This window comes from Sinorhizobium americanum (assembly GCF_001651855.1).
In the GTDB taxonomy this organism is placed as follows: Bacteria; Pseudomonadota; Alphaproteobacteria; order Rhizobiales; family Rhizobiaceae; genus Sinorhizobium; species Sinorhizobium americanum.
Genome location: NZ_LNQC01000040.1, coordinates 92,637 through 111,416, shown reverse-complemented (window position 1 = coordinate 111,416; position 18,780 = coordinate 92,637). Strand labels below are relative to the sequence as shown.

At 63.7% G+C, this 18,780-nt stretch carries 16 protein-coding genes; 9 read left to right on the top strand and 7 right to left on the bottom strand.

Annotated elements, in window-relative coordinates; genetic code table 11:
- Window positions 1-319 precede the first annotated feature (319 nt).
- The 3 genes from ATC00_RS04640 to ATC00_RS04630 form a co-directional block, all read right to left on the bottom strand.
- Window positions 320-1,093 (bottom strand): LuxR family transcriptional regulator, encoded by a 774-nt coding sequence (locus ATC00_RS04640; protein ID WP_052035357.1) that lies wholly within the window; start codon window positions 1,091-1,093, stop codon window positions 320-322.
- Window positions 1,094-1,230: 137 nt separating this feature from the next.
- Window positions 1,231-1,971: a LuxR family transcriptional regulator gene (locus ATC00_RS04635; RefSeq protein WP_037379132.1), complete on the bottom strand. Its 741-nt coding sequence runs from the start codon at window positions 1,969-1,971 to the stop codon at window positions 1,231-1,233.
- A 202-nt stretch (window positions 1,972-2,173) separates the two neighbouring features.
- Window positions 2,174-2,986 (bottom strand): IclR family transcriptional regulator, encoded by an 813-nt coding sequence (locus tag ATC00_RS04630; protein WP_064252118.1) that lies wholly within the window; start codon window positions 2,984-2,986, stop codon window positions 2,174-2,176.
- Window positions 2,987-3,110: 124 nt separating this feature from the next.
- Here ATC00_RS04630 and ATC00_RS04625 point away from each other — a divergent pair, with 124 nt between their 5' ends.
- The 6 genes from ATC00_RS04625 (at window position 3,111) to ATC00_RS04600 (ending at window position 9,091) form a co-directional block, all read left to right on the top strand.
- Window positions 3,111-3,881 (top strand): SDR family NAD(P)-dependent oxidoreductase, encoded by a 771-nt coding sequence (locus ATC00_RS04625; RefSeq protein ID WP_064252117.1) that lies wholly within the window; start codon window positions 3,111-3,113, stop codon window positions 3,879-3,881.
- Window positions 3,881-4,798 (top strand): 2-dehydro-3-deoxygalactonokinase, encoded by a 918-nt coding sequence (locus ATC00_RS04620; protein ID WP_037379127.1) that lies wholly within the window; start codon window positions 3,881-3,883, stop codon window positions 4,796-4,798. Before ATC00_RS04625 ends, ATC00_RS04620 begins: the two co-directional genes overlap by 1 nt.
- Before the next feature lie 14 nt (window positions 4,799-4,812).
- Window positions 4,813-5,451, top strand: a complete 639-nt coding sequence (locus ATC00_RS04615) for a 2-dehydro-3-deoxy-6-phosphogalactonate aldolase (protein WP_037379124.1) — start codon at window positions 4,813-4,815, stop codon at window positions 5,449-5,451.
- Window positions 5,448-6,335 (top strand): SMP-30/gluconolactonase/LRE family protein, encoded by an 888-nt coding sequence (locus ATC00_RS04610; protein ID WP_064252116.1) that lies wholly within the window; start codon window positions 5,448-5,450, stop codon window positions 6,333-6,335. Before ATC00_RS04615 ends, ATC00_RS04610 begins: the two co-directional genes overlap by 4 nt.
- A 106-nt stretch (window positions 6,336-6,441) precedes the next feature.
- Window positions 6,442-8,166 carry an IlvD/Edd family dehydratase gene (locus ATC00_RS04605; protein WP_064252115.1) on the top strand — a complete coding sequence of 575 codons (1,725 nt, stop codon included), beginning with the start codon at window positions 6,442-6,444 and terminating at the stop codon, window positions 8,164-8,166.
- Between the two features lie 292 nt (window positions 8,167-8,458).
- A complete protein-coding gene (locus ATC00_RS04600) occupies window positions 8,459-9,091 on the top strand; it encodes a PRC-barrel domain-containing protein (RefSeq protein WP_037379113.1) in 633 nt (210 codons plus the stop codon).
- A 73-nt stretch (window positions 9,092-9,164) separates the two neighbouring features.
- Here the strand turns inward: ATC00_RS04600 and ATC00_RS04595 are convergent, their stop codons facing one another.
- Window positions 9,165-10,712, bottom strand: coding sequence for a trimethylamine methyltransferase family protein (locus ATC00_RS04595; RefSeq protein ID WP_064252114.1), 1,548 nt, complete (start codon window positions 10,710-10,712; stop codon window positions 9,165-9,167).
- Between the two features lie 90 nt (window positions 10,713-10,802).
- Between ATC00_RS04595 and ATC00_RS04590 the strand changes: the two genes are divergently transcribed.
- The gene (locus ATC00_RS04590) at window positions 10,803-11,771 is read left to right on the top strand and encodes a LysR substrate-binding domain-containing protein (protein WP_037379108.1); all 969 of its coding nucleotides are present in this window, start codon (window positions 10,803-10,805) and stop codon (window positions 11,769-11,771) included.
- Here the strand turns inward: ATC00_RS04590 and ATC00_RS04585 are convergent.
- Window positions 11,744-13,087 carry a putative bifunctional diguanylate cyclase/phosphodiesterase gene (locus tag ATC00_RS04585; RefSeq protein WP_064252113.1) on the bottom strand — a complete coding sequence of 448 codons (1,344 nt, stop codon included), beginning with the start codon at window positions 13,085-13,087 and terminating at the stop codon, window positions 11,744-11,746. The two genes, ATC00_RS04590 and ATC00_RS04585, sit on opposite strands and share 28 nt — an antisense overlap.
- 312 nt (window positions 13,088-13,399) lie before the next feature.
- Window positions 13,400-15,124, bottom strand: a complete 1,725-nt coding sequence (locus tag ATC00_RS04580; protein WP_064252112.1) for a response regulator — start codon at window positions 15,122-15,124, stop codon at window positions 13,400-13,402.
- Window positions 15,125-15,496: 372 nt separating this feature from the next.
- Here ATC00_RS04580 and mutL point away from each other — a divergent pair, with 372 nt between their 5' ends.
- Window positions 15,497-17,314 (top strand): DNA mismatch repair endonuclease MutL, encoded by a 1,818-nt coding sequence (gene mutL / locus ATC00_RS04575; RefSeq protein ID WP_064252111.1) that lies wholly within the window; start codon window positions 15,497-15,499, stop codon window positions 17,312-17,314.
- A 104-nt stretch (window positions 17,315-17,418) separates the two neighbouring features.
- Window positions 17,419-17,652 (top strand): DUF2093 domain-containing protein, encoded by a 234-nt coding sequence (locus ATC00_RS04570; protein ID WP_037379098.1) that lies wholly within the window; start codon window positions 17,419-17,421, stop codon window positions 17,650-17,652.
- 10 nt (window positions 17,653-17,662) lie between these two features.
- Here the strand turns inward: ATC00_RS04570 and lpxK are convergent, their stop codons facing one another.
- Complete coding sequence (gene lpxK, locus ATC00_RS04565; protein WP_064252110.1) at window positions 17,663-18,703, bottom strand: tetraacyldisaccharide 4'-kinase; 1,041 nt, start codon at window positions 18,701-18,703, stop codon at window positions 17,663-17,665.
- Window positions 18,704-18,780 lie beyond the last annotated feature (77 nt).

The following is an 18,780-nucleotide window of genomic DNA, read 5'->3' as shown; positions in this document are numbered from 1 at the left end:
CTTCGCCAATGTTGGAATTGAGAAAATGAAGGCCGCCAGCCGACCGACCGTGTCCGTATATCCGGGATCACGGGCGGTTGGCGGCGGCCCTTTTCGCGACCTTCTTGGGCGCTGTTCTTTTTTAGTCCCCTCTGTGGACTGGCAATGAACAAGCAGAAAACGTGCCAATTCAAACGGCGAGGTATGATACTGATGATTTCACGGGAAAGAGGCCAAGCGGCGCGAGACGCAGGCCGAAGCTCCGCTTAATTCCTGAGCATGTGTGCATTTTGGGCACAACACGTGACTGCAATCGAGCAACTGCAACGGCAGGACGGGGCTAGCTGATATAGCCCTTCTTCATCGCCTTCACGACCGCCTGCGTGCGGTTGACGGCATCGAGCTTCTTCGTCACGTGATTGAGGTAGTGATTGACGGTGTGCTCGGAGAGGCCGAGGATCCCGGCGATTTCAGCACTGGTCTTACCGGCTGCGGTCCAGCTCAAACACTGGATTTCCCGCTCCGACAGGGTCGTGCCGCTGTTCTTCCAGACCGAACCGATCTCGGCGAGGCGGTTATAGACGTGGATCGCGATCATCTGCAGTTCCATCGCGGCCGTCATCGGCAGATCTGCCGCCGGGCCCATGAGAATGACCGCGCCGCGGCCGCCCTCGGCATCATGGACCGGGAAATAGTTGGCCTGAAAGATACCGTTCTCGCGCAGCATCCCGATGTAGTCCCCGGCAGACGCCGGCTTGCCGCCCTCGCTCTCCCAGTCTTCAAGGGTGATTTGGAACGGCGTCGTCGTCTCCCGCAACCGACGAACGCCCGTGCTGAAACGCAGCATCGACAGGCTGTCATACTTGTTGAGAAGCTCAGCCGGCATGTTGGAAATGACGGTGGCGGCGGAAAGCCGCTCCATGTCGACCGGCGGGATCGAGCAGATGAGGAACGTCTTGAAGCCGAAAATATGCGTAATCCGCCGCATGTAGCGGATGATATCGAACTGAGTCTCCAGCCTTGCGATCTCAGACGCGAAATCACCGCCCCGGGGTAGATCGACGTCAGTCATCCCGGTCGTCATCGTATCTTGCATTCGCGCGTTCCATGACATTCATCAAGTATCAAATAGCCTGAGCCGCGCATGATTGCCAACAGGTGATCGGCAATGGTCTCCCTTCGCCGCCAAAAGGCTGTGTATTACGTTTCGCGCGGCGGGACGCACAAGGGGCCCGAGCGAGGCTTGTTCTGCTAATTGATGAGGCCGGCCCGCATCGCCTTGGCGACCGTCTGCACACGATTGACCGAATCGAGCTTGCGGGTCGCGCGGTTCAGATAGTGGTTCACCGTGTATTCGGAAAGCGCCATGATTCGGGCCATCTCGACGGTCGTCTTTCCGGCCGCAGCCCAGCGCAGACATTCGATCTCGCGTCGGGAGAGGCTGCCCGGCCGGCGCCGGTCGCGCGTTCTGATCTCGGAAAGCCGGCTATAGAGCAGCCCTGCCCAGAAATTGAGTGCCTGCATTTCGTCGCTCGATACCACCTCCCGGTCTCCGCCAAAGGCAATGGCAGCGCGACCTCCCTTCGCGTCGTGGACGGGAAGATACAGACCGCGCGGCATGCCGGCCTGCTCGAAGACACTGACGGCGGCTTCGCCCTTCCCGTCCATGCGTCTGCGCGCCAGGAGATGCGCATCATAGGTGAAGGGGATGGTGCTCCGGCGCAACCGCTGGATCACCGGACTTCCCTCGATCAGGCCGGCACTGTCATAGCGTCGCAGGAATTCTGCCGGCCACGACGTCAGCAGCGCCTGGGCAGCAAGGCTGTGACAACCAGAGTCCGGAATGGCCAACACGATGAAGCCGCGGAATCCGAAAGCGTCCGAAATCTGGTCCAGAGCGCGCTTGACATCGTCTTCATTGCCGAGCGCGGCATCGATCGAGCGGCCATCCGGAAGGACCAGTGAATTAATGTCCGCGTTGAAATCCATCATTGTTCCGCTGGCCTCCCACAGCCTACACGCTCGTTGGCGAGTCCGGCCGGTTCACCGTCACAAACCGCTCTTAGCGCTTCCGCTAAGGACCACATCCCGCGCGAGACTGCAACCAGTCGTGGAGGCGAGACTAGAAAGTTGAAGCTAGCGATCTACAGTCGCCTCGTCCAGTCGAAACTTCTAATTTACCGTAAAGCAATGCTTAGCGGCCGCCTCGGCCGGGTCCCAGCCGGATTCGGGCCTCCTCCTCGACCTTCGCGGCGGCGTTGCGCACATCCGCGGCCCAGGCCGCCAATTGCGTCATGGTGACGCGATAGGAAGGGCCGGTTACCGAAATTCCGGCTACCAGTTCGTGCTCCGGAACGACGATCGGCGCCGCCACGCAACAGATTTCGGCTTCATGCTCCTCGCGGTCGAAGGCATGGCCTTCGCGGCGAATCTCTTCAATTTCCGCAAGCAACGAAGCGGCCGAGCAATGCGTGCGCTGGGTGAACGGGACAAACTGCATCCTTGCCGTGACGCGCTCCAACTCGCCGTCTGGAAGCGATGACAGGGCCGCCTTGCCGATTCCTGTGCAATAGGCCGGCGAGGCCTTGCCGATCTGCGAGCTCATGCGGACCGTCTGGCGGCTTTCGACCTTGTCGACATAGATGATCTCGGTCTCGCGCAAAATGCCGAGATGAACCGTTTCGCCAGTGAGCTCGTGCAGCCGCAACAGGTGCGGCTCGGCGATGTCGCGAAACTGATTGCCGGACCAGGAGCGATAGGCAAGCTTCAAGAGGCGCAGACCAGGCTCGTAGGAAAGATCACTTCGCTGCACTAGCAGGCCTTCATCGACAAGGTGTCCGAGCAGCCGATGCAGCGTGCCGCGCGGCTGGCGGACCGATCGCAGGATGTCAGTAAATCGCTGGGGCCGGTCGGCCGCCGCGACGGCTTCGAGAACCGCCATTGCCTTCCCCAGCGTGCCGGTCCCCGGCCTTTCGCTTCCCTGATCGGTCACGATGTTAGGTTCCATGTCCTCGGCTTTCGCCCACTTGCCACCTTGACAGGATAAGAACCCCGGCGCGATAATTCCAGAAAATAAATGCCTGTTCCGCATATTGGAACAAATTTGCTGAGAAAGAGGGAGAGAATCATCGATGACGCTGCCGAGCAGTCAGTTTCCCGACTTGCGCGATCGCGGCGTCCTGGTGACCGGCGGAGCCTCCGGCATTGGAGCGGCGCTGGTGGAGGCCTTTCTCCGGCAGGGTGCGCGAGTCGCATTCATCGATATTGTGGAGCACGCAAGCCGGACGCTTGCGGACAGGCTTGCCGCCGAAATTGGGCGGAGACCCGAATTCATCCACGCCGATCTCAGGGACGTCGAGCAGGCAAGAAGCGCCGCCGATGCAGCCATCGCGGCGCTCGGCCCGATTCGGGTGCTGATCAACAACGCCGCCCGGGACGACCGGCAGCCGCTCGAGGCGGTGACGAGGGAAAGCTGGGACGAAAGCCTCGCCGTCAATCTCAGGCACTTCTTCTTTCTCGCCCAGGCGATTGCGCCGCACATGCGGCAAGCGGGCGGCGGATCGATCATCAATTTCTCGTCGATCGCCTTCATGCTGAACATGCCCGAAATACCAGCCTACGCGACGGCGAAGGCCGGCATCATCGGGCTCACCAAGTCGCTCGCCGGGAAACTCGGGCCGGACAATATCCGCGTCAATGCCATCCTGCCTGGCATGATCGTCACCGAACGGCAGAAGCGGCTCTGGCTCACGGAGGACTCGATCTCCCGGATGCAGGAGAGGCAGTGCTTGAAACGCGTTCTGGTGGCCGAGGATCTCGTCGGTCCTTGCCTGTTTTTGGCGTCGGACTGCTCCGCGGCGATGACGGCACAGACCATGATTATCGATGGAGGCGTGTTTTGATGACGGCAGGCTACTATGCCGCGGTGGACTGGGGGACCTCGAGCTTCCGCTTGTGGATCATCGGAGAGGACGGATCGGTGCTCGCCGAACGCCGCAGTGCGGAGGGCATGACGACCGCAGCGAAAACCGGGTTCCACGCCGTCCTCGACAGCCATCTTGCCGCCGTTTCGGCATCTGCCCATCTGCCAATCATCATCTGCGGCATGGCCGGCGCCCGACAGGGCTGGAAAGAAGCGGGCTATCTTGAAACGCCGGCGACGCTTGGCGCCATCGCAGGAAATGCGATCGCCATTCCGGACGTGGATCGCGACATCCGTATCCTGCCGGGCCTGGCGCAGCGCGACGACCGGCATCCGGATGTCATGCGCGGCGAGGAGACGCAGTTGCTCGGGGCAGCCGGTATGCTCGACACCGGCCGGCACCTCGTGTGCATGCCAGGGACCCACAGCAAGTGGGTGCGGCTGTCGGGTCAGACGGTCGACGGTTTCTCCACCTACATGACCGGCGAATTGTTCGACGCCATCTCCAAGCATACGATCTTGAGTCATGCCGTGGCCGGGGTGGATGCCATCGCGGCCGACAGCGCTGCCTTTGCCGAAGCCGTCACCCAGGCACGGGAAAGGCCGGCGCTGGCGACGAACCTCCTCTTTTCCGTTCGGGCCGGACAATTGCTCCATGGCTTGAGCGCGTCCGACGCCATGGCGCGCCTGTCCGGCACGCTGATCGGCCTGGAGATCGCCGGTGCGCTCGCTACGGCGGGCCCAGTGGACGGCATTTGCCTGGTCGGCTCGGGAAAGCTCGGCGCGCTCTATCGCGCGGCGCTTGAAAGCCAAGGGCTCGCAGTCCGGCTCGTCGACGCCGATGAGGCGGTGCGGGTCGGCCTTTCAGCCGCTGCCCAGGCCATTTGGCCCCTTTGACGGAAGAAACGAAGATGAACCGCATTCCCCTGCCCCCAATGAAATATCCGCTGATTGCGATCTTGCGCGGCTTGAAGCCGGAAGAGACCGAGAGCGTCGTCGGCGCGTTGATCGAAACGGGCTTTACGGCGATCGAGATCCCTCTGAATTCGCCCGATCCGCTCCGATCCATCGAAACGGCGGTGAAGATGGCGCCGGAAGGCTGCCTCATCGGCGCCGGCACGGTGCTGACGACGGCCGATGTCGAGCAACTCGACGGCGTCGGCGGCCGCCTGATGGTCAGCCCCAATGTCGAGCCGTCGGTCATCCGGCTTGCCACGGCCAAGGGCATGGTGACGATGCCGGGCGTCTTTACCCCGACGGAGGCACTCGCGGCAGCGGCTGCGGGCGCCAGCGGCCTGAAATTCTTCCCCGCCAGCGTTCTTGGGCCTGCCGGCATCGCAGCGATCCGCGCGGTGCTTCCGCGCGACCTCGAGATCGCCGCAGTCGGGGGTGTCTCGGAGGCCAATTTTGCCGACTATGCCAAGATCGGCGTGCGTAGCTTCGGGCTCGGCTCGAGCCTTTACAAGCCGGGAATGAGCGCTGCGGATGTCAGGCAGCGGGCGGTGGCCACGCTCAAAGCCTATGACGCCGTCCATGGAGGCCAAGAATGACCGACCTCGTCGCCTTTTCCGGCCGCATCCTCTGCGACTTCGCGTCCGAGCTCGGTGAGGGCCCGACCTACGACCCCCGCACCGACACCGCCTGGTGGTTCAACATCAAGGGCCAGGAGTTGCACGAGCTCCATCTCGGAAGCGGACACAAGACTATTCATCCCCTGCCCTTTCTCGGCAGCGTGCTGGCCACCATCGATCCCTTCCGGCAATTGATCGCGTCGGACCAGGGGCTTTTTATCCGCGACACGGCGAGCTTCTCGCTCAGCCCATTCGCCGCGATAGAGGACAAGCCGGGCAACCGCTCCAATGACGGGCGCGTTCATCGCTCCGGTGCTCTGTGGATCGGCACCATGGGACGAAAGGCCGAGAAGCATGCCGGTGCGATCTACCACGTCGCCGGCAACCGGATTACGAAGCTCTACGGCAATATCACCATCCCGAACGGTATCTGCTTTTCGCCGGATGGCGCCACCGCCTATTTCACCGACACGGACGTCAATCACCTGATGCGCGTCGCCATCGATCCGGAAACGGCGATGCCCACCGACGATCCCGTCATTCTTTTCGACCAAAGCCCGGCACCGGGCGGGATCGACGGCTCCGTCTGCGATGCCGACGGGCTGATCTGGAACGCCCGCTGGGGCGCCGGCGCCGTGGAAGTGTACAATCCCGACGGACAGAAGGTCGCCCGCTACGCGGTGCCGGCGACGCAGCCGAGTTGCCCCGCTTTCATCGGTGCGCGGGCGGACAGGCTGCTGGTCACTTCCGCCTGGCAGGACCTCGACGACGCGACACGCTCCGCCGATCCCAACGCCGGCAAAACGTTCGAGCTCGGGATCGACGTCAAGGGCCGCTTCGAGCCGGCGTTCCGACTTAGCTGAAGGATGCTTCATTCGGCGCCCGATCGCGAACAAAAGCTGGCGGCGCCGAGAAAAAGTCATACAATTAATCCATGCGGTGAATCGCGCATGGAAAGGGAGTGCTCGGATGAGCGATAAGAAAAAAGAACTGAGGAGCCGGCACTGGTACGGCGGCACGCACAAGGATGGTTTCATTCACCGGTCCTGGATGAAGAACCAGGGCTTTCCGGATCATGTCTTCGACGGCCGGCCGATCATCGGCATCTGCAACACCTGGTCCGAGCTGACGCCCTGCAACAGCCACCTGCGCATCCTTGCAGAGGGCGTCAAGCGCGGCGTGTGGGAGGCCGGCGGTTTCCCGGTCGAATTTCCGGTCTCGTCGCTCGGCGAAACGCAGATGCGGCCGACGGCCATGCTGTTCCGCAATCTGCTGGCGATGGACGTGGAAGAGGCGATCCGCGCCTACGGCATCGACGGCGTGGTGCTGCTCGGCGGCTGCGACAAGACGACACCCGGCCAGTTGATGGGGGCGGCCTCCGTCGACCTGCCGACGATCGTCGTTTCCTCCGGGCCGATGCTCAACGGCAAATGGAAGGGCAAAGATATCGGTTCGGGCACCGATGTGTGGAAATTCTCCGAGGCGGTGCGTGCCGGCGAAATGAGCCTGCAGGAATTCATGGCGGCCGAAAGCGGCATGTCGCGCTCGCCGGGCGTCTGCATGACCATGGGCACGGCGACCACCATGGCTTCGGTTGTTGAGGCGATGGGCCTGTCGCTGCCGACCAACGCGGCTCTGCCGGCCGTCGACGCGCGACGAATGGCGCTGGCGCACATGACCGGCAAGCGGATCGTCGACATGGTGCACGAGGATCTCAGGCTGTCGAAGCTCCTGACGCGCAAGAACTTCGAGAACGGCATCATCGCCAATGCCGCCGTCGGCGGCTCCACCAATGCCGTCGTTCACCTGCTGGCGATCGCCGGACGCGCCGGTGTCGATCTCTGTCTGGAAGACTTCGACCGCGTCGGCGGTCAGGTGCCATGCATCGTCAACTGCATGCCGTCCGGCAAGTACCTGATCGAGGACCTTGCCTATGCGGGCGGCCTGCCGGCAGTGATGAACCGCATCCAACATCTGCTGCACGCCGATGCGCCGACGGTGTTCGGGGTGCCGATCAGCAAATATTGGGAAGGTGCCGAGGTCTACAACGACGACGTCATCCGGCCTCTCGACAATCCGCTCCGCGCTGCCGCGGGCATCCGGGTGCTGAAGGGCAACTTGGCGCCGAACGGCGCGGTGATCAAGCCGTCGGCGGCAAGCGAACACCTGCTTGCGCATGAGGGGCCGGCCTATGTCTTCGAGACGATCGAGGACCTCAAGACGAAGATCGACGATCCGGACCTGCCGGTCACCGAGGACACGATCCTCGTGCTCAAGGGTTGCGGTCCCAAAGGCTATCCCGGCATGGCCGAGGTCGGCAATATGCCGATCCCGCGCCGGCTCGTCGAAAAGGGCGTTCGCGACATGGTGCGCATCTCCGATGCCCGCATGTCCGGCACGGCCTTCGGTACCGTCGTGCTGCATGTCAGCCCTGAAGCCAATGCCGGCGGGCCGCTGGCGATCGTCAGGACCGGCGACCGCATCCGGCTTGACGCCATGAATGGCGAATTGAACCTGCTGATCAGCGAGGAGGAATTCGCAAGCCGCATGGCAGCTTGGCAGCCGCCGGAGCAGAAATGGCAGCGCGGCTACTACAAGCTCTATCACGACACCGTGCTGCAGGCCGACAAGGGTGCCGACCTCGACTTCCTCGTCGGCAACAGCGGCAGCGAGGTGCATCGCGAGAGCCACTGAATCTTCTGTGGCCACGGATACATGGGCGCCGCATGCCGACCCCGGCATGCGGCGCCTTCGCTTCTGACCGACGTTGGTTTTGGTTGCCGCGGCCCGTCCCCGTTCACATAAAAGGGGCATTATACCACTGGATGAACAGGCTCGATCATAAGACAACCAGCGGCTTTATATTTTCATTTTTTCCGGAACAGTTTTCGCCGCCGGACGTTGCTTGAGTACCACCGGCGCAGCGCAAAACACCGGAGAATCGGGGCTGCGCTTACCCGACAACGTCAACGAAAGGCAGACTGATATGATCGACAAATTTATATCTTCCGTTGCCGCCGGCGCGCTTCTCGTGGGCGTTGCCGTCGCTCCGATGAGCTTCGCGCAGGAAACCACCACACCGCCGGCCCCGGCGCCCGAGACGCAGGTGCAGCCCGCCCCGGCTGCTCCCGCCACTCCCGCACCGGCTGATCAGGCACAGACACCGGCTCCTGCGGACAAAGCGACCGACATGGCAGAGGCTGGCTCCTATCTGACCGAACAGGCCGAGGACCAGATTTCCGCCAACACTTATATCGGTCAGTCGGTCTATAACGCCAATGATGAAAGCATCGGCGAGATCAACGACCTGATCATCAAGAAGGAAGGCGGCGTCGCTGCAGCAATCGTCGGCGTTGGCGGCTTCCTCGGAATCGGTGAAAAGAACGTCGCGGTTCCGTTCGAAAGCATCGAAGTCACCGAACAGCCTGACTCGGATGCCCTGAAGCTGACGACGACCGAAACGGCGGAGTCCCTGAAGGGTGCGCCGGAATTCAAGACGAAGTCGCAGCTGATGGCTGAGCGTAACGCGGCGCAGCCGGTCGACACGTCGACCACGTCGGCGACGGGCACCACCCCGGCTCCGGCACCAGCACCGGCCGAACCGGCCCCGCAGCAGTAAGCACGCTGCCGATTAAGCAACCGATATGGAAAGCGGCGCTCACGGCGCCGCTTTTGTCTTGAGGACTTCTGCATCAATACCAGGCGTCGGACATACCGGCCTTGCGCCTCGCCACGTAATCGACCAGCGCTTCGTCGATCGCCGTATCCAAGGGTGGCGCTTCGTATTCTGTAAGTGTCTTCTTCCAGAAACGATTGGCGCGCAGCGCCATGTCGGTTTCGCCCTGCTCGACCCATTTCTCGAATGGTTCGTTGTCGGAGAGCGCGCTGTCCCAGAAGGCAGACTGGTAGTTGCGCATCGTATGCTCGCAGCCCAGGAAATGATTTCCCGGGCCCACTTCCCTAAACGCATCCATGGCAAGCGAATTGTCATCGACAGCGACACCTGCGAGGTAGGAATGCAGCGCGCCGCAGAAGTCGGTATCCATCACGAATTTCTCGTAGGACATGGCCAGCAGGCCGTCGACGAAGCCGGCCGAATGCAGGATGAAATTGGCGCCGCAATGGACAGCCGAGAGCATCGACATGACGCCTTCCTGCATCGCCTGGGCGTCCGGCCGCTTCGAATTGGAGAAATTGCCGGCGCAGCGCAGCGGCAGACCCAGCCGGCGGGCAAGTTGTCCGACCACCATGCTGCCGATCGCCGGCTCCGGCGTGCCAAAGGTCGGCGAGCCGGAGCGAAGCGACATCGACGACAGGAAGTTTCCGAAGATCACCGGCGCGCCCTTGCGTTCGAGCTGCGTCAGCGCGCAGCCGGCAAGCGTTTCGGCATAGGATTGGGCGATGGCGCCGGCATTGGTGACAGGGCCCATAGCACCACCGAGAATGAAGGGCACGATGACCGCCGCCTGATTGGCGCGGGCATAGGCACGCAGGGACCTAGTCATCGTCCCGTCCCAGACGAGCGGCGAGTTGACGTTGACGTTGCCGAGGATGACGCAGTTCCGGTCGACGAATTCGGCGCCGAAGAGAATCCGGGCCATCTCGATCGAATCCTCGGCACGCTCCTCGGCGGTAACCGAGCCCATGAAGGCGCGGTCGGAATATCTGATATGGCTGTAGACCATGTCGAGATGGCGCTTGTTGACCGGCACGTCGACCGGTTCGCAGATCGTTCCGCCGGAATGGTGCAGCCAGGGGCTCGACTGGGCGAGTTTGACGAGATTGCGGAAGTCCTCGATCGTGCCGTAGCGCCGGCCCTTGTCGAGATCCGTGACGAAGGGGGAGCCGTAAGCCGGCGAGAAGACGACGTTCCGGCCCCCTATCTCGACGCTGCGGGCGGCATTGCGGGCGTGCTGGGTGAATTGCGACGGCGCCGAGCGGACGACCTCCTTCAGCATGCCGGGTTCGAAGGTGACGCGGACGCCGTCGAGCTTCGCACCTGCGCGCCCCCAGTGCTCGAGCGCCACCGGGTCGTCGCGAAATTCGATACCGACCTCGGCGAGAATGCGATCGGCGGTCGCCTCGATCCGCTGCAGGCTTTCCTCCCCGAGGATGTCATAGGTCGGTATGTTGCGGACGATGTAGGGAACCCCAAGATCTCTGCCGCTGCCTTGCCGCCGCTGCAGCCGTCCGCTTCGTGTTCGCTTCGGTGCCTCGCCAGTCGCACTCGCCAACGCCATCGCCGTTCTCCCATGATTTGGGATGATGGTATTTGCGACAAACACCGTTGTAACGCTGGAAAAAATCTACGCATGATATAAGTAGCGCTTATGGAAAATCTGCGCCGCCTGCTGCCGTCGGCTGCCAGCCTCATCATCTTCGAGGCCGCCGGCCGCCATCAGAACTTCACCCGCGCCGCTACCGAGCTTGGCATGACGCAGGCGGCGGTCTCCTATGCCGTACGGGGCCTTGAGGACCAGCTCGGCGTTTCGCTCTTCCATCGGGTGCACAGGGCCGTCGAGCTCACCGAGGCCGGTGAAAGGTTCCATGCCGACGTGTCGGTTGGCCTGGCGCGCATCCAGAAATCGGCCGAAGACATTCGCGCCAAGGGGCGCGAGACGAATGTCACGCTGGCCGCCTCGACGGCCTTCGCCTCCATGTGGATGTTGCCGCGCCTCAATCGGCTGCGGGAGGATCTGCCGGAGATCGACCTTCGTATCCAGACGGGCGTTCGCGATCTGGACCTCGACGAGGAGCCGATACCGCTGGGCATTCGCGGCGGCGACGCAGCCCAATGGCCGCGCTATCACGCGGCGTTGCTCGCCGAAGAGGTGATCACCGCGGTGGCGACGCCGGCCTATGTCGAGGCGCATGGCATGCCCGAAACGCCGGCGGATCTCCTGCGGCACAGCCTCATCCATCTCGAAGAGCCGGTCAGGCGCGCCTGCGACTGGACCGAGTGGTTCGGGAGCGCCGGTCTTACCTATCCGGCGCAGGGCAAACGGCTGGCTATCAACGACTATGTTCTGGTGATCCAGGCCGTGCTCGCCGGCGAAGGCGTCGCGCTTGGCTGGGACCATCTGATCGCCGGACAGGTGCGCTCGGGCGCCCTCGTTCCGGTTGCAGGCCACGTGCTGCGGACCGGCCAGGCCTTCTACGTCGTCTGGCCGCGGTCGCGCGAACTCAACAGCCAGGCCGGACGCATTCGCGACTGGTTGCTGAAGGAAGGCGCAAGCGACCGTTCTGGTGACGTGGCGGGCCGCGACGACGGTCAGCGCGCCGCAGCGGCGTCTCGATGACGACCGGAGAGATAGCGCATGGTGGCGACCGCATCGGCCGGCTTGCCGTAGAAATAGCCCTGTCCCATGCCGCAGCCGAGCGCTTTCAGCTTGAGCACTTCGGAGATGTCCTCGATTCCTTCGGCGACGACCTCGAGTTCCAGGCCCTCGCACATCGAGACGATCGCCCTGACGATATGTTCCGACGCCCGATCGGCTGAAATCCGCGAGACGAAGGCGCGATCGATCTTCACCTTGTCGAAGGAGAAATCACGCAAGCGGCAGAGGCTCGACTGACCGGTGCCAAAATCGTCGAGCGACACGCGCACCCCGGCGGCCCGCAGTTCGGAGACGATCTTCTGTGCCACATCGGCATCCGCCATCACGGCTGTTTCGGTGATTTCAAGTTCCAGACGGCGCGGATCGAGACCGACCTGGTTGACGATCGCCAGAAGCCGGCCGCTCGTCGCCGGGTCCATCAATTGGGCCGATGACAGGTTGAAGGAGAGAAACAATTCCTTCGGCCACGCCAAGGCCGTCTGTGCCGCCTTGCGCAGCAGCATTTCGGCGAGCGCCTCGATGAAGCCACGCTCCTCCGCCAGCGGTACGAACACGGAAGGCGAGACATAGCCGAAATCCGGGTCGCACCATCTGGCCAGCGCTTCGAAACCAACCACGCCATCGTTGCGAAGGTCGACGATCGGCTGGAAATGGACATCGATCTCTTCGGCGATGATGGCGTTGCGCAACGCCTGCTCAAGCTGCGTCGCCCGCTTCATCTCCTGGGCGATCTCCTGCGAGTAGACCGTGATCTGGCCGCGGCCGCGCCGTTTGGATCGGTAGAGCGCCGTGTCGGCACTTTTCAACAGTTCCTCGAACACCGCACCGGCAAACGGATAGACGGCAAAGCCGAAGGAGGCAGACAGCCGCACGGTGCGGTCGCCGAGATCGAAGGGCGCCGAGAGGATTTCCTTCAGCATCTGGCCGAGCTTCTCGGCACCCTTGCGCTCGAAGACGAGCGGCAGCACGAGAGCGAACTCGTCGTCGGCGGTGCGTATCACCGTTGCCCCTTCCGGCACGCAGGCCGACAATCTTTGCGCGACCTGGCGCAGGATCCGATCGCCTGCCTCCGGCCCGAAGAGATCGTTGATCGGCTTGAAGCCGTCGAGATTGGCGAGTCCGATGGTGAACGGAGCCGGATCGCTGGCCCGTTCGGCGGCAAGTTCGCAGACCTTGTGTCGCAACTGCTCTGCATTGCCCAGCCCCGTCAGCGGGTCGACGAAGGGCAGCCTGTCGGGACGGTGGCCGTTGTTGATGGCCAGTTCGGCGATCATCATCGCGCTGCGCCCCCGACCGGAGCGCGCGTCCGTGCCACATGGGCCACGTCCCGTCGGTCGCGACGGAAGTCCGACCGGGGAAATGACTGTTTGGGCGACGTGCTCATGTCTTCAATGCTCAACTCTTGCAGCCTCGGGGCGTCAGCATCGCGCGGTGAAAGCGCGAGGATTGCTGCTATGCCAGCGACTGGGCAGTTTCTCCCGGGTGGCGGTGCCAATGAAGGGAACCCTGGAGCAAACGATGACAATCGGCGGTTAACAATCCTATATCGACTGATCGTCAAATCTGGGGTCGAGGCGCGCCGCGTGCCATCAGGCCGTCAGCCGCGCATGGACGGCACGCAGATATTTGCGCAGCAACGCTTCGATCATATCCGGACTGATCGGCTTCATGATGTGATCGTCCATCCCCGACGCTTCGCATTGCCTAAGGTCGACGCCGAGGGCTTGCGCAGTGACGGCAACGATCGGCGTGCGGCGTCCAGTCTGGCTTTCCGCATCGCGAATGGCAGCTGCGGCTTCGAAGCCGTTCATTACCGGCATGGATATGTCCATGAGGACGAGAGACGGCTGCAGCTCGTGCCAGAGATCGACCGCCTCCCTGCCATTTCCCGCAATCCGATAGGACACGCCGAGACCGTCCAGTATCTGGGAGAAGACGAACTGGTTGATCTGGTTATCCTCGGCGACCAGCACATCCACTTCGGACGCGCCTGTCCGGGCCGCCGCATCGCCATCGAAAGAGACTTCCCAATCGGCTTGCGGAAATTGCGAACGCGGCGGCGGCCGGTCGGTGCTGGCCCTGAAGATTTCACCGAGCAGGGCGGTTGCGTCCGCGTCCGGCGTGACGTCGAGCACCGGGCAGGTCTTCCATCCGGCGTAAACGGCCTCCCTTGCCGGAAAGGCCGTGTCCAGCACCAAAATATCGAGCTTCACGCCGTGATGCTCGGCGGCGGCCGCAAAGGCTTCGAGCTCTTCGTGGTTACGTACGGCGCAGGCATCGAGGCCCGAACCGCGCAAGCGTGCGACGACACGCGCCTCCATTCCGCTGTCCGCCGTCGCCAGGAGCACGCGCAGGCCGCGCGCCGGCAGCGTTTCGATCATCGAGCCGGTTTCGACGAGCTGCTGGACGTTCAAGGCCCGGAACGGATCGTAGAAATTCTGCGCGGGCGTGAAGATACTGTAGTCGCGGATCTGCAGCCCCGAATTGCTGCCGCCATCCTCCGCGCCATGATACCAGGCGGCTATGTCGGTCACGTCGTTCATGCAGGTTACGACGAAGTGGCGCCCGGGCACGCCGACGCGATACTTGCGCGTCACCACCCACAAGTCGCTGCCATCGGCGCGGACGATATGCTCCGCCTCGGAATGCGGCCTGCCGGTCGCCAGCACGTGCCGATCCGATTGGTCGAAGCGGTCCGCAAGCTCCGCGTCGACGACATCCCAGGCCGAACGTCCTAGGATCGCCTCCGGCGCCACGTCGTGAATGGCGCAGAACGCCCTGTTCGCGGCGATATAGTTCAGATTGCGGTCCTTGACGCAGATGGGATTGGGTTGGGCATCAAGGATTTGCTCTGTGAGTTCGACCCGTTCCAGGTCGGTCTGCAGCTGCTCCTCGCGCTTCTTCTGATCGGAGACATCGCTGATCGACACAATACCTATGCCGCTCGACAGGCGGCGCTTGCGCAGGCAGATCCAGCGCGTCCGGCCCGCCCGTTCGACGCTCTCGTAGCGCTCGCGCCAATGGAGACCCATCTGTTCGGCGATCCAGTCCTCCCGGTTCGCACGCCGCCGGCTGTTCTCGGGCAGCGTGCTCGGGCGCAGGCCGGTATCGTAGACCCCGCCGAGAAAATCGCGAAGCCGCGTCCCGGGCTTCAGCAGGTGAGGCTGGACAGGGAAGAACTGCAGCATCGAGGCGCTGGCATAGAGGATCGTGTCGTCCCGCCCGCAGACGAGCAAGGCCAGGCCAAGCGCATCGCAACTCGACTCCAGAACGATCCTGCTGATGTCCGCGCCGCCCGACGCCACATCGTTCATTACTCTGCCCTCGTCTCGCCGACTGCATGGGTTGCTTTGCAAAGCCATGGCAGCCATCTGAAGTGTTGCAGCACCCGCGGCTTTGCGCGGCGCCGCAGCGGCGGTTTCATTTCGGGACATGCTGGCTGGCCGTTTGCGGCACTCTTCGAGCGGGAATCGAGCGGCGTCCAGCAACGCCGCGATGCTCCAAAGAACAAAACCCGTGATCATTCAGGTTGTTGTGGAAAATCGCAGCAGAACGTTAAGGCGGAATTAAATCGGCATCCGATTTCTGCCGATCTGCCTGGGGACGAGCGCCGATTCCGGCTTTCCTCCGGTTGAAGACGCGTGAGAAGCCCTTTCCCTCTGTCGTCGAATCCTGGAAAATGGGCCATGGCCATCAAGCAACTCTCGGAAACGCTCATCAACCAGATCGCCGCCGGTGAAGTCATCGAGCGGCCGGCCAGCGCCGCCAAGGAGCTGATCGAAAATGCCCTCGACGCGGGCGCCACCAGGGTCGAGATCGCGACGGCGGGGGGCGGCAAGACGCTGCTCCGGGTGACCGACAACGGCAGCGGCATGTCGCCCGCCGATCTCGAACTGGCGATCCGCCGGCATTGCACCTCCAAGATCGCGGACACGCTCACGGATATCCGCACGCTCGGTTTTCGCGGCGAGGCGCTCCCCTCGATCGGATCCGTGGCGCGGCTGTCGATCACCACGCGAACGGCAGGCGCGAACGAGGGGGCGGCGATTTTGGTGACCGGCGGCAGGACCGAGCCGCTCCGCCCCTCGCCTGCCAATGTCGGGACCGTCGTCGAGGTGCGCGACCTCTTCTTCGCCACGCCGGCGCGGCTCAAGTTCATGAAATCGGAAAAGGCCGAAGCCGCGGCGATTTCCGAGGTCGTCCGCCGCATGGCTATCGCCTTCCCGAAAGTGCGGTTCGTGCTGTCCGGTGCGGATCGATCGACCCTTGAGTTTCCGGCGACGGGCGATGACCGGCTGGCGCGCATGGCGCAGGTGCTCGGCAAGGACTTCCGCGACAACGCCATCGAGATCGATGCGGAGCGCGAAGAGGCGAGGCTGATGGGATTTGCCGGGGTGCCGACCTTCAACCGCGGCAACTCGCTGCAGCAATATGCCTTCGTCAACGGCCGGCCGGTGCAGGATAAGCTGATCCTCTCGGCCATCCGTGCGGCCTATGCCGAAACCATTCCGAAGGGGCGCTATCCGGTCGCCGTTCTGTCGATAGCGCTCGACCCGGCCTTGGTCGACGTGAACGTCCATCCCGCCAAATCGGACGTGCGCTTCCGCGACCCCGGGCTGATCCGCGGGCTTATTATCGGCGCGATCCGCGAGGCCCTGACGCGGGGTGGCGACCGGGCGGCGACGACCGGCGCCCAGGGGATGATGCGCGCCTTCCGCTCCGAATCCTACCGAGCCGAACCGCAGCGAGCGCAGGCGCCTTGGACGGCCGAGGCCTCGCCCTACCGGCCGATGCGGTTCGACGAGCCCGCCCCCGGCTTTGCCGAGGCACCGCAAGCGGCGTTTGCGGAGTTTTCGCAGCCATCGGCGCGTGCCGCCGCGCCGATGGCCGAGACGACGGCCCCGAACGGCACGGGAGACCCGGCCTTTCCGCTCGGTGCAGCACGCGCGCAGCTCCACGAGAACTATATCGTCGCTCAGACCGAAGACGGCCTCGTCATCGTCGACCAGCATGCCGCGCATGAGCGTCTCGTCTTCGAGGCGATGCGGACGGCGTTGCATTCGCGGCCGGTGCCGGCGCAGGCGCTGCTCATTCCGGAGATCGTCGATCTTGCCGAGGACGATTGCGATCGACTGATGGCGCATGCGGAGGAGTTCCTGCGGCTCGGGCTTGCGATCGAGCGTTTCGGGCCAGGCGCGATCGCAGTGCGCGAAACGCCGGCGATGCTCGGCGAGATGGACGCTTCGGGGCTGGTGCGGCAGCTCGCCGACGAACTAGCCGAATGGGACACGGCCAACGGGCTTGCCGGGCGCCTCGAATTGCTCGCCGCGACCATGGCCTGCCACGGTTCCGTCCGGTCGGGTCGCCGGATGCGGCCGGAGGAGATGAACGCGCTGCTCCGCCGGATGGAGGCGACGCCCGGATCGGGGCAGTGCAACCATGGCCGGCCGACCTATATCGAGCTCAAGCTCGCCGATATCGAAAGGCTTTTTGGCCGGAGTTGACATTGCGGTGTCGCGGCCATGTTAGCGCGGTTTCGAATTTGACTGGTCTTTTCGCGAACGGCGGGATAGATCAGGGAACGGGCATTGACGAGGCAAGCACGCAAATGATGAACCGCTTTGACGGAAATTCCTCTCGCGAAGCGAAAATCCGTTATCTCGATGGCGACTTTCAGATCGTGCTGGCCGGCTCGCATGTTATCTGTGCCACGACCGGCAAGGCCATTCCGGTGGATGAGCTTCGCTATTGGAGCGTGGTGCGGCAGGAGCCCTACATCGACGCCGCCGCCTCGCTCGAAGCCGAACGGCGTGCCGGGGCGCTGTCCGGCCGGCAGCCCTGAGGCATCTATTTCAGAGCCTTCCCGTCGCATGCAGTTTGCGCGCCCGCGCCGCGACAAGCGTCGCCTCGATGATCTTGGCGGGCGCTAACGGATCGTCGAAACGCACCTCGATCTCGATGACCCGGCTTTTGGCGGCGAGTTCCGCCGCTCGCCCGTGGCCGAGCTCGAGACGGACCATGTCCTTGGCCGTGGTCACCAGCGTGTAGCCCCGGCTCTCGGCATGATCGATAAGATCGGCGATCTCATCCTCTGAAAAATGGTGATGATCCGGGAAGCTCCGCGTCTCCTCGACGATCGCGCCGGTATCGCGGACCGTTCGGTAGAACTTCTCCGGATCGGCAATGCCCGCCCAGGCCAGTACCTTGACGCCGGAGAGCGATTGATCGTCGAGCCGCACCGTGTCGCCGACAAAGACGGCCTTTCCGGCGCGCGCCGCACGGCGGATCAGGCGATCGGCGGCCGGACCGTGGCCAATCTTCAGGAGCGCCGTAGCGTGGCGAAGCTGGTCGGCGATCGGCGCCCTGACCGGCCCGGAGGGCACCAGATGGCCGTTGCCGATGCCGCGAATGGAATCGATCACCAGCAGCGCGAAATCGAAGGTAAGACGAGCGCTCTGGAAGCCATCGTCCATGATGATGATGTCGGCGCCTTCGGCAGCGAGCCTGCGAGCACCGTCGACGCGGCGGCGGCACACTACGGTCAGGGCCTCGCGCGCAAGCAGCAGCGGCTCGTCGCCGACGTCCCTCGCCCGGTGATGGGCGGGATCGACGATCGTCGTCACGTCCAGAGAGCCGCCATAGCCGCGGCTTAGGAATCCTGGTTTCAGCCCCCGCGCCTTGGCCGCCTGCGCCAGCGCGATCGCCGTGGGTGTCTTGCCGGCGCCGCCGACGGTGAAGTTGCCGACGCAGATCAGCGGCACGGGCGGCATGGCGCGGCGCGCCCGGTCCATGCGGATGGCGGCGACGCGGCCGTAGACCCAGGAGAAAGGCCAGAGCACATAGGCCCGCCAATCGGCCTTTGTCCACCAGAACGGAGGCGCTTCGGAAACCATTTGACTGTGCTGCCTCCGCGGCTCTTGCTGCTTCATGCGCCGGGAGGCGCTCCTGACCCGTCTCTGCCGGCCATGGG